Origin of the sequence: Faecalibacterium sp. DFI.5.82, from assembly GCF_029076575.1 — a bacterium.
In the GTDB taxonomy this organism is placed as follows: Bacteria; Bacillota; Clostridia; order Oscillospirales; family Ruminococcaceae; genus Faecalibacterium; species Faecalibacterium duncaniae.
This window is the reverse complement of sequence record NZ_JARFIS010000009.1, coordinates 66175-79975: the sequence shown is the minus strand read 5'-3', so window position 1 is coordinate 79975 and position 13801 is coordinate 66175. Positions and strand designations below refer to the sequence as shown.

Here is a 13801-nt window from a genome sequence, read left to right as displayed (position 1 = left end):
TTAAAACCAGCCGTCGTTCTGATGAATCCAGCTTTCCTCTGGGGTGGTGTCGGTGCGCTGCCGCGGTGCGGGCTGCGCTTCCGGCTGGGCTGCGCTGCCCTTGTTTTGCAGGTGGAGGCTGCGTACTCCGAGCATTTCCGCTGCGGCGTAGGCGTAGACCTCGCAGTCGAGGAAGTGGTTGTTTGGATGGCTGGTCTTTGGCACCCAGCGGGTGCGCTCTGTGCCGTTGGTGGCACGTTCGGTGATCTTGTGTTCGGCAGTGACCTGTTCGCAGTATTCCTGGTCAACGCCCTTGTAGACCATCCAGCTGCCCTTGCCGTTCGGGCGGCGCATACGAGAAGCAATAGCATCCTTGTATTTGCCGCCGTCCACGAGAACCAGGCGCATACCGTAGGCGGCGGAGCCTGCCTTGTTGATGGTCGAGATTTTATAGTTGCTGAGCATCGTGTCTGTGCCTTTTACTGGAAGCGCCCATTCCGAGTTCTGCATACAGAAGTCATAGACTTCCTCTGTTTGGTCGCCGGAATCGACGAGGGCGAGGTCTACCAGCATTTGCTGGCCGTCGTCCCGCTTGAATTCCAGGTTCATTATGTCTACGACCTCGCCGAAGCTGGCGGCTTGGCCGTGGGCTATATTTTGGGATGTGCTGTAATCGCCCCAGGCCCGGATAGTCCAATAGAGGCAGGTTTCCTGCACGTCCACGCCGCCGGTCAGGAGCTTCGTCCAGGGCGGAAGCTCGAACATTTCAAGCTCCGTCTGGCGTTCCTGCACGAGGTCGGCGCTGGTTTTGAGCTTCGTGTCCTCCCAAGGCTCCGCGAGCCAGGAGTTGGCGAAGTTGTGCAGCTTGTCGGGGTCGTCCTTGGACTTCATAAACTCCCGGGCAATTTCCGAGAATCGGGTGAAGGGGCTGTATAGGGTATTGAACCAAAAAGCAACGCTGCGGGCGGTGCGGGCACTCTGGCGGACGTTCCGCCATTCTCCCTTTAGCAGCATGGCGGGCTTGTCGTGGTCTGTAATGGCCCCGCTGCACTCCTGGCAGATGTACTGTGCTGCCTCCGCCCGGTCACCTTCGCTTAGACCCTCATCCTTGCCCGGCCAGCGGATTTGTGCAAATTTTAGCTCTATATACTTCCCGCAATGGGGGCAGGGGACAAAGAAGTGTTTTTCAATGTCGCAGGCTTCCTTTGCTTTCCAGATGTGGCCGGTCTTTAGTGTGGGGGTGCTGCAAATGTAGATTTTGCGGTTGGAGAAGTAACTTTTGGTTCGCTCAATGGACAGGCTGATGGGGTCGGCTTCCTGGGTGGTCGCCGCCTTGAACTTGTCCACCTCGTCCAGGAAAAGGTAGCGGATGGGCTTGCTGGACAGGTCTGCCGCAGATCCTGCGCCGGTGAGGGCGATGTACATATCTGTGGTGAACTGTAACTCTTTCTTGCTGCTGGCGTTTTTGAGAAAATGCCGCCGCAAGCGGGGAGATTCCAGCATACTCATTATGCGGTTGGACGAGGTGCTTTCGGCGATTTCGTCGTTGGGGTAAACAATCAGGGTCGGGGCGGGGTCTTGGTCTATCAGGTAGCCGAGGGCGTTAAGCTCGGCCTCTGTGCCGCCCACCTGGGTGGGTTTCACCACGACTATGCGCTCCGTTTCCCAGTTGTTGAATTCGTCCATGATGCCTACGAGGTAGGGGGTGACGCTGTTTCGCCAGGCGCCTTGCAGGTTGGATTCCTTGCGGCTGAGTTGGCGGTATTGTTCAGCCCACTGGCTTACGGTTATATCATCCGGCGGCTTTAGGGCGTCCAGGGCATCTTTGATGTACTGGGGCACCTGGTACTTTCGGAACTTATAGAACCGGGGCTGCTGGGCTGCCGTGGGTTTCATCCACCGTCACCGTCCTTGACGGTTGCTGCAAGGACGAAAGTGCGGAGAATGTCGTTGATCTCTTTGTTCAAGTCTTTCTCCAATTCTCTACTCTCCACGGGGGAGATTCTTGTGCCGATCATGCCAACGACCCGGCTCGGGAGGCCGGAGCAAAAGCGCTTGAGGACTGCAAAGAACTTCGTATAGTCCGCCTGCGCTTCCTCTATGCTGATATATTTGCCGTTCGCAATGGCGGTGCGGAGTTGGTGAAGCTCGGTCTGCGATTCCTTGAGGGCAATTTCCGCTTGCAGCTTCTTTTCCCGCAGTTCGGTTTCCGAGAGCTTCGCTTCCCGGCCATACGCCTTATCTGACAGGTATTTGATATATGCCTGAATCGTGGGAATGAGGTCGTATTTATTCCGCTGTCCGGGGATGTGTACCGTTTCCAGGATGCCATCCTGTGTAAGCTGCTGGATACGGCGAACTGAAACGCCAAAAAGCTGGGCTATGACCTTAGATTCGTAAAGCTGCCCGCCGGGTTCTGCTGCCATGCTTCCTCCTACTGTTCAAAGTGGCTTTCGGCGTGTCGCTCCGCCTGGGATACCTGCTGGCCCTTGTACATACCGGCTCCGAGTTCGTCGATACGGCTGAACGGTATCTCGGGAACTTTGAGCCGTTTCCTGTATTCGGAATCTATGAAATAGATATAGCGCAGCTGGTAGCCTGGCAGGATGGTGCCACCAACCTCTTTGACGTAAGCGTCCCAGTCGTACTTGCCGCCGGTCACCTCGTAGAAGGTACGGCCTCCAAGCTCCGGGCGGGGGGAGGTCGGGTTGCTGTGCAGGGTCATCTTGTGGATTTTGTCGCCGTTCGGCAGGAGGCAGAGGGCATCGTTCCGCTTGATGTCGGTCAAAACGAAATTGCAGGCCCGGTAAATGGTGCCGTCGCCGCAGGAGCAGCCGTCTGCAAAGCTGATAATCCATTTTACCTGCGGCGCCTGCTTCCTGATCAGGCGGATGGTCTTTGCGATGCAGTAGCTCTCCGAGTTCCGGGGAAGGTAGTCGTCAAAGGCCATGCGGTTGAGCTCCAGAAAGCCGTCCCAGGCGGTTCCCTCTACCAGGCCGATGATCTTCTTCTTGTCCAAGCTGGGGCCATAGCTCAGGACGCCGTGGAGGCGTCCGTCAAGGAAGGCTCCGAAGTGGAGGCAGGAGTTATTCACGACCTTGCCGCTGTAATGGTGCGCCCGGATGAATGGGTTTGCGATCTTCGAGGGTATCACCCGGATTTGGATTTCTTTTGCTCTACCCATTCTTTCACCACCATGTAAATTCTGTTCCCGGTCTTGTTGGTGTTCCCGAAGGTTTCCATTTGGTCGGGCTTGTACTTTGCGCCGATGATCTGCAAGGCCTGCTGCAGGTCGGCGTACTGCTCCAGGCTGAATGTGAAGGTCATTCTGTCGATGGGGCTTTCTTCGTGCTGCTTTTCCAGCATGACATCCCCGAGAATGACGCTGAGTTCGTCGTCACTGTAGCCGGTGGCGTTTACGTCCACCGGGCTGAGGGTCAGGTCTTGGAGAGCGTCCCGCAGGAGGCTCATATCCCACTGACCTCCGATTTTGTTCAGGGCGATGTTGAGGGCTTTTTCGTCCTGCTTCTTGAGGTCTACCACGATGCAGTCTGCCTCGGTGTAGCCCAGGGACTTCAAAACGGAGGCTCTTTGGTGGCCGCCGATGATGGTGCCGTCCTTGTTGATGATGATCGGGTCAACGTAACCAAATTCTTTCAGGCTGCGCTGGATGTTCTTAAACTCGGGGTCACCCGGCTTGAGCTCCTTGCGGGGGTTATACTCTGCCGGGTGAATTGAGGTCAGAAGTCGTCGCTCTCGGACGAGCTTGTGTTCTGCTTGAGCCATTCCTGCACCACCTTACTGAGGGCGTTTCCGTTCTTGTCTGTGTTTCCGTAGGTTTCGCCGAGGCCCTCGTTTTCTGCCTGCGCCAGCGCTGCCCGGATGAGGGCGATTTGCTGCTTGTGCAGGGTGACGTTCATAGTGTGGGAAAGAACCTGCTGCCTGTTCGGGAGGCTGAATTCCTGGCCGAAGTCGTCAGGGGTCACGGTGACCTGGGCGAGGATGGATTTCAGTTCCGGCTCGGAGTAGCCGGTCTTTGTGAGGTCGTAGTCCTCAAGGTCAAGGCTGCCGATCAGGTCGGCCAGCTTTGCTTCGTCCCAGCTGCCGGTGATCTTGTTGAGGGCGATGTTCAAGGCTTTTTCCTTGTCGGGGTCAAGGTCTACCACAACGCAGTCTGCGGTTTCGGCTCCCATGTCCAGGAGCACCTGCGTCCGCTGGTGTCCTCCGATGATGGTGCCGTCCCGGTTTATGATGATCGGGTCGCAGTATCCGAAGGTTTCAATGCTGCGGGCGATTTTCTCATATTCCGGGTCACCCGGTTCCAGCTTTTTGCGGGGGTTGTAGTCTGCCGGTTTCAGGTCGGCAAGCCGCCGGGTTTCGATCTCCATGTGTTCGTCCTCTTGTTGGAGCGTGCAGCGGGTCTTGAACCAACGTCACCCGCCTGGAAGGTGGGCGCTCTACCTGTTGAGCTATGCACGCAAAATGAAAAAATTGTGGTTTGTTCTGGGGCTGCGGCGGGCATTTACTGCGCTTGACGTAGCGAAATGGTCGAAAAATTTTGGTTTTCGCGCGGGAACACTTCGCGCCTTCACTGCCCCGCTGCCAGTTCTTGCCAGGTAGTACCTGCGCCGCCCTGGGCGGCCTTGTACCGTGCGCCGTGCGCTCTCCGTGCAATCCTGCCGTGCGTTCTGCGGCTGTCGTTTTGCCGCATAAATCCAAGGTTTCCGGGTGCTTCGCTCCCTGCTGGTCGGGCTGGAAGCTCGGCACCCGGTTGCCCTGGCTGTACGTTAGCGGGGCGCAGGTGAAAGGAGGAATAAAAGCCCTGCGTCCTTGTGAATGTCCTCTGCATACTCCCAGTGTAGCATAGAAAAAGACCAAAAAAGTCCGCTCTTTTCTCAAAATCGCAACTTTTTTGAAAATAGGGCTTGACAAATCCATTTCGTACAGTTTTACCATACACACGCAGTATTTATTGGACTCTATGCGCATTGATTTACTGCGTTTGCGTGGTATCATACACACAGAAAAGGCGCCCAGCTGTTACGAGCCAGGCGCCTATGAAAGGGGGTGCATACCATGTTGGACACGGGTTACGGCTTTATCGGTGAAGATGGCGTTGAACGTGTCAGCCCAGAGGAAGTCTGGGAGGCCGAAGCCGAAGATGAAGGCTAAGGCCTGATGCACCCCGGTATGCAGCCCTCGCAGGGTCGGACTCCTGCGGGGGCTGTGCTTTATATGATAGCGGTTTTGCACCGGGCGGTCAAGGAGCAAAGAGTACAAATTCGCCGTCCGAAGATTGGACGCTGTGCCGATTGAGTTCCCGGCGGTTGTGTGGTAAGACACAGGCACAACAAAGAAACGGAGGAAAACAAAAATGACGTTCGAGTATCTGGCTGGTATGATTGATGAAGTACTGACCGAGGAAGATCGGCGCAATGTCCAGTATTGCATCAAAAAGGCCTATGCGCGTTTCGGTATCACCTACGACGAGTACAAAGCCCTTTCCGCAAGGGCTGCCGCCGTCAAGGTCGAAGAATAAGGGAGGTTTCTGTTATGTTCAAGTTTGAAGTTGGTTCTGTCTACTACGCCCGCAGCGCTTGCAACCACGAGTGCGTGTTCCTGATGAAGGTGCTGTCCCGCACGGAGAAGTCGGTCAAGGCCGAGTTTTCCGGGGAGGGGGTCAAGCGGGCGATGATCCGGGTATCTGACAGCGGCGAGTGGGTCATGCCCTGGCACTACTCCATGGCGCCGGTGTTCCGGGCAGAGCGGCTCTATTCTGATGGGGTTTGACCCCATCTTTTTTTATTGCCCAGAGCGGAGCAAAAGAGACAAACTGCGCCCTGTATCATTGGACTGTTTGCCAGTGGAGTTTCCGGCGTTTATGTGGTAAGACACAGACACCGAAAGGAACACATTGAACGGAGGATACGAAAAATGAAAAACTTGGAAATGATGAAGCAGTACATCCGCGAGCATAACCTCTGCGGCCAGGTCAGAGAATTTGTTGAGGGTGTGGACATGGATTCCGCTGACGCTATCGAGTATGTGTACGATTCTCACGTTCTCAGCAAGGAAGAATTTGTTGCCAAGTACTTTGGCTGATTTGAAAGGAGCGTTTCTCATGGTTGACAAGAACGGCGTGGAAATGAAGACCGGGGACATTGTCCGGGTGTCCGGGGCGTACTTCAAGAACGACAACGGCCTGTGGTTCATCGAAAGGTCGCCCGGCGACCCGAGCTGGTGCGGCAGCTCTTACAGCTTGATGAAGCTCAAGCGGAACGGCCAGCCCAGCACGGCAAAGTATAACCTTTGCTCCTGGCCGATTGCAATCTTCACCAATAGCTGGGCGACGCGGAACGAAGCCCACCGCTGGAACGAGGAGCACGCGGAGATCGAGGTCGTCACCGGCATGGACACGTCCGCGCTGGCGGAGCACTTCATGGGGCTGGCAAAGGAGCTTGACCCCTACATCGAGCGGGAGGCCTGGGACTGGGGCGAAAATCACCCGGACGTCCTGCGCCACAAAGAAGCCCGCAGCTTTTGGGCATCCGTGGCGGAGCGCCTCAAGAAATAAACTCACCTGATGATGGCTGCCTGGCAGCAGCCGAAACCATTTTGCCGAGGCCGGCAAGATGGTCGTGGGAGCCAACCACAGAAAGGACGTTTTTAGTATGAAAAAATCTGATTTTCGCATTGCTCTCCGGGGGATGGCTGAAAAGCTCGACATGCAGTGGGCCTACGCGCAGCGGATTGTTGCAGAGCAGCAGGCTGCTGGCACCCTGGCGTATGATGACAACGGCGAGCCGGTGCCAAATATGTACCAGGTCGCCTATGCTGGCATGACCTCCGCCTTTGAGGCTATGGGCGGCGAGTGGCAGCGGGACGAAACCGGGCGGCACTGGGTTTACCTGCTGGGTGAATCTGCAGCAGCGGGGCGGCGCTGATGGCTGGGCTGAATACAAAAATCGTGGAGACCAACGGCAGAGATCGTTTCCGTTATGTGCGCCATGTCCGGCTCATCGGGGAGCAGACCGGCGTTTCCGAGGATGTGTACCGCATCCAAGAGACCGGGCGGGTATGCGTCCGGCAGCGGCTCTGCGACGATCTTGTGCGGTGGTGTACTGCTACGAAGTGGAGCGGCGGCTATGAAGCGGACACGCCGCTCAAAGATGGCCTGATGCTGATCTTGGTTGATGGCTCTGGCGCAGAGGTCGGGATGGAGGTTACTTACCAGACGCCGTGGAACGGCCAGGGGCTGGCCGACAAAGAATTTCCGTTTTCGTGGGAGCCTGTTCCCGAATATCCAAGAGCATAAGAACCGCCTGCGGCAGGTATAACACCCACCGCAGGCGGTTTTGTTATTTGCGCCGGGGTTTTGGCATCAGGATCCCGGCGGTATAGTGTCCATCGGTATACCGCAGCACCTTGCAGCCTTTGGCCGGGCCTTTTCGTAGTATGCGCCCATACTCAAGGCTTTGGTATATGGCGAAGACCTTGTGACCGCTCCAAGCTGCAAGCTCTTTGACTGTATCAAAGGCGCCGAGGGTCAGTTCGTATTCGTCCGCCGTCACTGCTATGAACTGCGGAGGCTGAACCTTGGGGCGGCTCATCTGTGCCGCCTCCGTCGCCGCTGCGGGTTGCCGTGCCAGAATTCCTCGTCGAAGTCGTTCTTGCGGCGCTTGTCCGCCACCTCTGCGGCGTGAAATTCCTGCCAGGCCTTGTACCGTTCGCAGGTGTCGTGGCAGACCGGGTGGCGATCTGCACAGTGGAAGCAAGGGTTAGTCATTGCAGTAGTTCCTCCGCCTTGAGTCCGCAAAACGGGCAATACTTGACATCTTCTGGATTGTCATAATCTCCGAGCTTTATATCTCCAAGGCAACTCAGGCATGTTACAGTGCGGTCTAAAGCGTTATACTTCATGCGCGTCTTTGGACGCAGGCTTTCCGGGTCAATGGTCGGGGCGCTGCTTACCATGTCCGCACAGCTTTCGGCGGTGCTTTCGCACTCGTTCGTGGTTTCGCGGCCAATGTACTGAGCGTATTCCATCATCTCTTTTTCGAGCGGCGTTGCGTCGATCGGCCTTACTTTGTCCATGCTGCACCTCCTATTATTCGGCCTCAAGCAGCCAGACCCTGTGCGTTCCGTATCCAGGCCAGGAGAGCGCCTCGCTGTGGGTTTCCACCGCCACGTCCAGGGCTTTACCCTTCACGGCGCTGCCAGTGTCTTGGACGTACCGCAGACCGACGCCCTCAATGTATACCGCAGAGCCGAGGGGCAAAACGTCCGGGTCTGCTGCTACGGTCACGCCTGCCTGCACAGGTGCGCCGCTGGCGGTGATGCCGTCCCCGGTGCCGCAGATATGCTCGTACTGCTCCGAGCAGTAGGCAGTGCAGTTAAACTCCCCGAGGTATGCTACTTCAAGCCCGGCGGGGCCAGCCTGCGCCGCTTCCAGGGCGGCTTTGAGATCTGCGACTTGCGCCTCCGCTTCTTTCGCCTCGGTCTGCCAGTTGAGGGCGTCCCGCTCCCAGTTGGCGGAGCGGCTTTGGTAGATGTCCCGCTGCTGTGCCAGGTCTTTGACCCGGGCGTTCAGCGAACCTTCCACAAAGACCGCTGCTGCCAGTGCGCCAACCAGCGCGAGCCGTTCAAGGTTCTTCATTCTGCGCCACCTCCTACCGGGTCGAGAGCTTCGCCCTCTGCTTCCAGCGGGTGGTCTGCGGGGTTCCATCCATCGGGCAATCCAGGAAACTCGCAGCGGCTCCAATCCATCCGCAACACGCCACCCAAGCGCGGAGTTCTGGTTACAACTACAACCGTTTCCTTGCGGCAAGGCGTAAGAACCAAGCCAGAAATACAGCCCGCAATGCAGCCGGTCAAAAATCCACAAATCCAGTCCATTTATTTTTTATCCTCCCTGTTGAGCCATTCCAGCGCCGCCGGAAGGCTTGTAAAATCCTCCGTCCAGGCGTCGCCGGTGGTATTGTCCACGGCCACCAGCGCCGGGCAGTTGTCCAAGGTGTGCGACAGGCACAAGAAGCGCTCTCGGGGCGACGTCTTTGTTTTCCATTCGCTGCGCCCGATGTCATTGAAAATCTCTTTGATTTCGTACTCGGGTACAAGGTAGACCTTGGTGCTGTCCGGGGCGGTGCCGCTCCGTGCTTCGTGGTGGGCGCTGCGGACAGCTCCCACCAACAGTGTGCAGGCTTCGTTGATGGCCTCAATGCAGGCCTTTTTACCGTTGAAGCCGTTGTAATATTCGATCTTCGCCAGTTCCTCTGCCGTCGTGTTCGGGTCGAGCAGACGGCAGGCTTCTTCAAGCGTCACGGTGCGTTTCCTCCCATTTTGTTATTGCGTCTTGAACCTCTGGAACCTGGAGCAGGTCGTCTATGGCCCGGGTTTCCAGTTCAAAGGCCCTGCTGTGGCAGTAGTAGGTTCGCAGCTCCGTTGCCCGCCAGCTGCGGCAGTCTATGTACCGCAGGCGCATGATCGGGGCGGCGGGGTGCATCGGGTCGAGGTGGAGCAGGGTGTCTTGCACAGCCTGGCGGTGCGCTGGCGTCCGCTCCAAGCGGTACTGCTTGAGGTATCGCCGCAGCAGGTGCCGCTGTTCCCGGAGGCTCATGTATGGCAAGGGTCACCACTCCTTTTCGTTCTGCTGCGGGTCGAACACCCGGCGCACATCATCCACGCTGGTTACGACGTAGGCGGTGCCGCCTGCAGCGTTGATGGCTGCCAGGGTGTGGCGCTGAATGGCGCTCAGTTCGCCCACCAAGGGGCGCTTGACCTCGAAGCTGAAGAAATGCCCTTCGTGGCAGCCTACAATGTCCGGGATGCCCTTCTGCTGGTACGGCCCGGCGGCGTCCTTCCACCAAAAGCCGCCCACCTCCTTGTGGAGGTATGCGAGGATCTCTTTCTGAATCTTTGCCTCCGAGGGCACCAGCCTGCGGGCCAATTTCCTGGCCTCGGTCACGTTGCGGGCTGAGCCTGCATCAACTAGGGCGTGGAGGTATGCGCCGAGCTTTTCGTAGTTGTAGGGGGAAGGAAGCGGGTTTTTGTAGTTCATGCGTTTCTCCGATCTGTCCGCACCTTCCCGGTGCGGGCGTTTTATTTTAACCGCGGTATTTCCGGGCGGCAGGGTGCCAGGTCATTGCCGGGGCGGGCGCTGCGCAGACGCAGTTCAAAGCACCCGCCTCAATGACCGCCGTTTCGATGTTTGTCCAGCCGTAGGAAAGTTTGCCGCATTTCTTGCAGGTGAACTCGAAGCGGGTGACGTTGTCCACCGGCACCTCTGTGCCGCAGAAGCACTTAACCTTGTCGGTGTTCTCCCGGGCGAAGTGCTTGAAGGTGTGCTTGCAGCCCGGGCAGGCGAGCAACATCAAACCTTTTGCGCCTCGGGCGCTGGGCTTAGGGGGGGCGAAGCTGGGGCGAGGCTCGGTCACCGTGCTGATCTTCGGGGTGTCCACGTCCAGGGCGGGGTTACGCTTGGGCTGCTGGGTGTCGTCCTCGGGTGGCTCCCGGCGCAGAATGTCCTCCAAGGTGGCGGCGCTGTTCTGCGCCTTTTCGCTGCTGGCCCGCAGTTCGGAGACATCGTGGTCGATGATCTCCTGCAGGCCGTTGAGCTGTCCGCCGTACACGGTGGAGGTCACCACGTCCAGGATGGTTGCGAGGGCGTGGTCGAAGGCCTCCGGGGTCGTCCCGGAAAAGCTCAGGTTAGAATCGGGGTTCGAGCCGCCCTTGTCGCGTGGCGTGTGCAGGTCGAGGCTCAAGCGGAACCAGGTGTCATGGGTGGCGTTCTCGGTTTCGGTGCTGCGGGCTTCGTTTGTAGCGTTGATTTCCATGTTCTTTGTCCTTTCTGTGTGGGGAGGTGCTACTGGTGTTACATCGCTTTTACGTTTTATCGCGCAAAAATCGGAGGTAGCAGGTAACACCTTCTTTTTGCTACTCGTATATACGAAAAGAGGGCGGCGGGGCGCTCTCCGCTTCGTCACGAATGTATTTGTTTTTTTGGTGTTACTGGTGTTGCTTCTTGTTAAAAAGAGCGGATTTTCGCGTGTTTTTGGTAACACCCATGCGTTCTTGAATGTGCTACTGTGGTGTTTTGTCGGTGTTGCCTGTCCGTATGAACCACGCCCTTGTTTTTTCCACTGGAAAAAAATTGCGCCGTGGATGCCGCAAAAGTTCCAGCCGGGAAAGTTGCTGTTGTTGGCGTTACGGCTTTCTGCGGGCTTGCGCACCGGGCTTAGAAGGGCAAGTCGTCCTTGTCGGTGATTTCCCGGAAGCCTGCCGGGTCGGGCGGGTTCTGCAGGGCTTCGGTGTCTATGGCGACCATGCGGCAGTTTCTGCCTCCGAACTTTTTCTGTATCTGATACTTTCCGTGCGGGTCGATCTGTATGATCTCATTCTCTGCCAGCCAGTTCATGGTTTTGCGGTAGGAGAAGCCGCCTTTTTCCAGCGCTTCCCGCAGGATGGTGGGCAGGATAAAGGCCGTGCCGTTCTCAATGCTGCCGTACCTCTGGCCGATGGCGTTGGTGTCGGTGAAACTGTTGGCGTTGGCGCTGATCCAGTCGCTGATGTACTGGGCGGCCTGTTCGTTCACGTCCGGCTGCTCCTGTTCTTGGATGCCTGCCGTGATGCAGTTGGCCATGTGCTGGGCCTCCATCTGCGCCGTTTCGGCGTTCTCTCCGAAGATGCAGCGGGAAAGCATCTGATCTGCAAGGGTCACTGTGGCGACCGCTGCGGTGTGGCTGCCGTTCCGGGTTCCCATGAGCGCCCGGATGCGTTCCAGCACCTCGGCGTACTCGTCTATTATGGCGGCGTCGCCCATGTCCAGAATGTACTGTATGAACGCCGGGCCTGCCCAGCCGCAGTTTAGCGCTGCCTGTTGGTGCATATCGCTGGCGCTGGCCTCATCCTCGAAGGGGGCGCCCACTACTTCCAGCACTCGGGTACTCACGCCGGTCTGGCTGTTCGCCTTGCCTATGGGTTCCTCGCCTGTCGCCAGAATCACGCTGCGCCAGGTGCGCAGCTCCTGCAGGCCGCCGTCCTTGCTGCCCCGGCTGCGCCCGGTGCCGTTGGCCAGCATATACACGATCTTTTCCAAGCCCTCTTGCTTGTTGCCTGCAAGCTGGCGCTCGTCTATGCCGAGCGGGAGGTCGCAGTAAAAGCCGGCCATTCTCTCCAAGGCCACCTGTGTTGCGTTGAAGTTGGCCATGAGCCGTTCCGGGTCGCCCCAGGCAGACAGGGCTGCTTTCAGGGCGGCGGTCTTGCCGCCCCGGCTGCCGCCCCAGTTGTACACGAAGAAGATTCGCTGCTTGATGATCGCCAGCAGGGGGGCGGCGAAGCTGGCGGCCAGTATGAAGCGGAACCGGGGGCGGCTGCGGTGCGGAGCCATGCTTGCCACCCAGGCTTCCAGGGTGCCGTTCTTGCAGTAGGCGGTGGCCCAGCGGGTCATGCTGGGTTCGATGTCCAGCACCATGTCCGGGGCGTGGCCGGGAAGAAAACGGTGGTTTGACTGCCAGCCGAAGGTGGAGGTGCTTTCCTGCAGGCCGAGGGCGTCGATGTTCTCTTGCTCCAAGGCGCCAAGGAAACGCACCACCTGTTTTGCGTTCTCGCTGGTTACGGTGCAGCCCTTGTCCGCCAGCACCGTGATGCTGCGGCTCTGGAAGATCATGGAGCGGGGAAAAATCGCGTCATGCCATTTGCCGTCCCGCTTCCAGGCGACTTCTATCTTTTCTTCGCCGGTGTCGGTCTTTTTAAGGCGCTTGGTCAGTATAATCGGCGTCCTGCAGATGCAGACCGGCTGTTCGGTCTTTTCGTCTATCCGGCTGATGCCGTGATCGCTGTAAAGCCAGCCGGGCGGCTGCCGCAGGTTCTTGGGTGCGCCCTCAATCGCCACTGGGAGGGCGTCGTCGAGGTGTTCCAAGTCCAGGGGCTGCGCTGCTGCCAGCAGTTCTTCCAGCTTGTCCTGGGCGGCTTCCTTGCCCAGGTCGAGGTACAGGGCGGAGGGGTCTTTCGCTCCGCCGTCTGCGCAGGAGAAGGTTTCGACCTCTCCCTCAAAGCCGGCATCTTTCAGAGCGTGGGCGACCTTGCCCAGGAAGGTTTGGCCGCCTTGGTCGGGTTCCTTGTGGATGTAGAGCGTTTCTATCCCTTTGAGGCTTTCCGCCCATTCGGGTTTGAACGTGGAAGCGCCCGGAATGCCCAGGGCGGGGTAGCCGAGGAACCAAAGGGTTTGCGCATCACTCTCTCCCTCCACCAAGATGCAGCTGCCTGCTATTTCTAAACCCTCTTTACGCCAGAGGCCGTAGGGCAGCATATTTCCAGCCGAGCCGAAGCCCCACTTGAACTTGTGCGGCCCCATACGCTTGCGGGTGACCTTGGGTTTGCCGTCCTCGCCAAAGTAGGGGATTTTGACGTAGGGAGTGCCGTCCTTTTCCTTGGCGCTTTCCAGGCTGCAAACCATCCGCAGCCAGTCCGCCGGGAGGTTCTTTTCTTTGGCGTAGTCATCCACGGTGTAGTCCTGTGGGCGAGCCGGTTCTTTTTTGGCTTCGTCCACGCCACGCTCTCGGAGAATCCGCTTGTAGGCGTCGGCGTTGGAGCAGCCGTCCAGCTCCGCTCGGAAGCTGACGTAGTTGCCCGCCTTGCCGCAGGCGAAGCAGACGAATTTGCCGGTTTTGAGATCCACGGAAAAGCTGGGCTTGCGGTCGTCGTGGAAGGGGCAGAGGCTTGTCATGCGCTCTTTTTTATATTCGGGTTTCTGCACGAACTTGCTGTATTCCTCTTTATAGTTCAGCAGCTCGTCAAGATTTACTTTATCCACGGTGTTCCTCCA

21 protein-coding genes and 1 tRNA gene are annotated in these 13801 nt (G+C 58.0%); 7 read left to right on the top strand and 15 right to left on the bottom strand.

Going from position 1 to position 13801, the window contains the following annotated elements:
• The 6 genes from P0G09_RS11400 to P0G09_RS11375 all read right to left on the bottom strand — a co-directional run bounded on the left by P0G09_RS11400 (position 1) and on the right by P0G09_RS11375 (position 4458).
• Positions 1-1875, bottom strand: a complete 1875-nt coding sequence (locus tag P0G09_RS11400; protein ID WP_275252711.1) for a terminase gpA endonuclease subunit — start codon at positions 1873-1875, stop codon at positions 1-3.
• Positions 1872-2405, bottom strand: a complete 534-nt coding sequence (locus tag P0G09_RS11395) for a hypothetical protein (protein ID WP_275252710.1) — start codon at positions 2403-2405, stop codon at positions 1872-1874. The genes P0G09_RS11400 and P0G09_RS11395 overlap by 4 nt, the downstream gene beginning before the upstream one ends.
• A gap of 8 nt (positions 2406-2413) precedes the next feature.
• Positions 2414-3163: a hypothetical protein gene (locus P0G09_RS11390; protein WP_275252709.1), complete on the bottom strand. Its 750-nt coding sequence runs from the start codon at positions 3161-3163 to the stop codon at positions 2414-2416.
• The gene (locus P0G09_RS20885) at positions 3130-3765 is read right to left on the bottom strand and encodes a ParB N-terminal domain-containing protein (RefSeq protein WP_342760531.1); all 636 of its coding nucleotides are present in this window, start codon (positions 3763-3765) and stop codon (positions 3130-3132) included. The genes P0G09_RS11390 and P0G09_RS20885 overlap by 34 nt, the downstream gene beginning before the upstream one ends.
• Positions 3720-4367 carry a ParB N-terminal domain-containing protein gene (locus tag P0G09_RS11380; RefSeq protein WP_275252708.1) on the bottom strand — a complete coding sequence of 216 codons (648 nt, stop codon included), beginning with the start codon at positions 4365-4367 and terminating at the stop codon, positions 3720-3722. The genes P0G09_RS20885 and P0G09_RS11380 overlap by 46 nt, the downstream gene beginning before the upstream one ends.
• Positions 4368-4383: 16 nt before the next feature.
• Positions 4384-4458, bottom strand: a tRNA-Gly gene (locus P0G09_RS11375).
• Between the two features lie 895 nt (positions 4459-5353).
• On the opposite strand from P0G09_RS11375, the gene P0G09_RS11370 reads away from it, so the two are divergent.
• The 6 genes from P0G09_RS11370 to P0G09_RS11345 all read left to right on the top strand — a co-directional run bounded on the left by P0G09_RS11370 (position 5354) and on the right by P0G09_RS11345 (position 7294).
• Entirely contained in the window at positions 5354-5518 is a 165-nt protein-coding gene (locus P0G09_RS11370) for a hypothetical protein (protein ID WP_275252707.1), read from the top strand.
• A gap of 14 nt (positions 5519-5532) precedes the next feature.
• The gene (locus P0G09_RS11365) at positions 5533-5769 is read left to right on the top strand and encodes a hypothetical protein (RefSeq protein WP_275252705.1); all 237 of its coding nucleotides are present in this window, start codon (positions 5533-5535) and stop codon (positions 5767-5769) included.
• 144 nt (positions 5770-5913) lie between these two features.
• Positions 5914-6081, top strand: a complete 168-nt coding sequence (locus tag P0G09_RS11360; RefSeq protein ID WP_275252704.1) for a hypothetical protein — start codon at positions 5914-5916, stop codon at positions 6079-6081.
• A 19-nt stretch (positions 6082-6100) separates the two neighbouring features.
• Positions 6101-6553 carry a hypothetical protein gene (locus P0G09_RS11355; protein WP_275252703.1) on the top strand — a complete coding sequence of 151 codons (453 nt, stop codon included), beginning with the start codon at positions 6101-6103 and terminating at the stop codon, positions 6551-6553.
• A 97-nt stretch (positions 6554-6650) separates the two neighbouring features.
• Positions 6651-6923 (top strand): hypothetical protein, encoded by a 273-nt coding sequence (locus P0G09_RS11350; protein WP_275252702.1) that lies wholly within the window; start codon positions 6651-6653, stop codon positions 6921-6923.
• A complete protein-coding gene (locus tag P0G09_RS11345) occupies positions 6923-7294 on the top strand; it encodes a hypothetical protein (protein WP_275252701.1) in 372 nt (123 codons plus the stop codon). Before P0G09_RS11350 ends, P0G09_RS11345 begins: the two co-directional genes overlap by 1 nt.
• A gap of 43 nt (positions 7295-7337) precedes the next feature.
• Here P0G09_RS11345 and P0G09_RS11340 read toward each other — a convergent pair whose 3' ends face one another.
• From P0G09_RS11340 to P0G09_RS11305, 8 genes are all read right to left on the bottom strand, one after another.
• Positions 7338-7589, bottom strand: coding sequence for a hypothetical protein (locus tag P0G09_RS11340; RefSeq protein WP_275252700.1), 252 nt, complete (start codon positions 7587-7589; stop codon positions 7338-7340).
• On the bottom strand, positions 7586-7765 hold the full coding sequence (locus P0G09_RS11335) for a hypothetical protein (protein WP_275252699.1): 180 nt from the start codon (positions 7763-7765) through the stop codon (positions 7586-7588). The genes P0G09_RS11340 and P0G09_RS11335 overlap by 4 nt, the downstream gene beginning before the upstream one ends.
• Positions 7762-8073: a hypothetical protein gene (locus P0G09_RS11330; RefSeq protein WP_227618765.1), complete on the bottom strand. Its 312-nt coding sequence runs from the start codon at positions 8071-8073 to the stop codon at positions 7762-7764. Before P0G09_RS11330 ends, P0G09_RS11335 begins: the two co-directional genes overlap by 4 nt.
• A 13-nt stretch (positions 8074-8086) precedes the next feature.
• Positions 8087-8635, bottom strand: a complete 549-nt coding sequence (locus P0G09_RS11325) for a 3D domain-containing protein (RefSeq protein WP_275252698.1) — start codon at positions 8633-8635, stop codon at positions 8087-8089.
• A gap of 239 nt (positions 8636-8874) precedes the next feature.
• A complete protein-coding gene (locus P0G09_RS11320; protein WP_275252697.1) occupies positions 8875-9300 on the bottom strand; it encodes a hypothetical protein in 426 nt (141 codons plus the stop codon).
• On the bottom strand, positions 9290-9604 hold the full coding sequence (locus P0G09_RS11315; protein ID WP_275252696.1) for a hypothetical protein: 315 nt from the start codon (positions 9602-9604) through the stop codon (positions 9290-9292). The genes P0G09_RS11320 and P0G09_RS11315 overlap by 11 nt, the downstream gene beginning before the upstream one ends.
• A 3-nt stretch (positions 9605-9607) precedes the next feature.
• Positions 9608-10036 (bottom strand): VRR-NUC domain-containing protein, encoded by a 429-nt coding sequence (locus P0G09_RS11310; RefSeq protein WP_275252695.1) that lies wholly within the window; start codon positions 10034-10036, stop codon positions 9608-9610.
• Between the two features lie 46 nt (positions 10037-10082).
• Complete coding sequence (locus P0G09_RS11305; protein WP_275252694.1) at positions 10083-10811, bottom strand: hypothetical protein; 729 nt, start codon at positions 10809-10811, stop codon at positions 10083-10085.
• Between P0G09_RS11305 and P0G09_RS11300 the strand changes: the two genes are divergently transcribed.
• Entirely contained in the window at positions 10810-11241 is a 432-nt protein-coding gene (locus P0G09_RS11300; protein WP_275252693.1) for a hypothetical protein, read from the top strand. The two genes, P0G09_RS11305 and P0G09_RS11300, sit on opposite strands and share 2 nt — an antisense overlap.
• On the opposite strand, the gene P0G09_RS11295 is transcribed toward P0G09_RS11300, so the two are convergent.
• The gene (locus tag P0G09_RS11295) at positions 11213-13789 is read right to left on the bottom strand and encodes a DUF927 domain-containing protein (RefSeq protein ID WP_275252692.1); all 2577 of its coding nucleotides are present in this window, start codon (positions 13787-13789) and stop codon (positions 11213-11215) included. The genes P0G09_RS11300 and P0G09_RS11295 overlap by 29 nt on opposite strands.
• Positions 13790-13801: the final 12 nt, after the last annotated feature.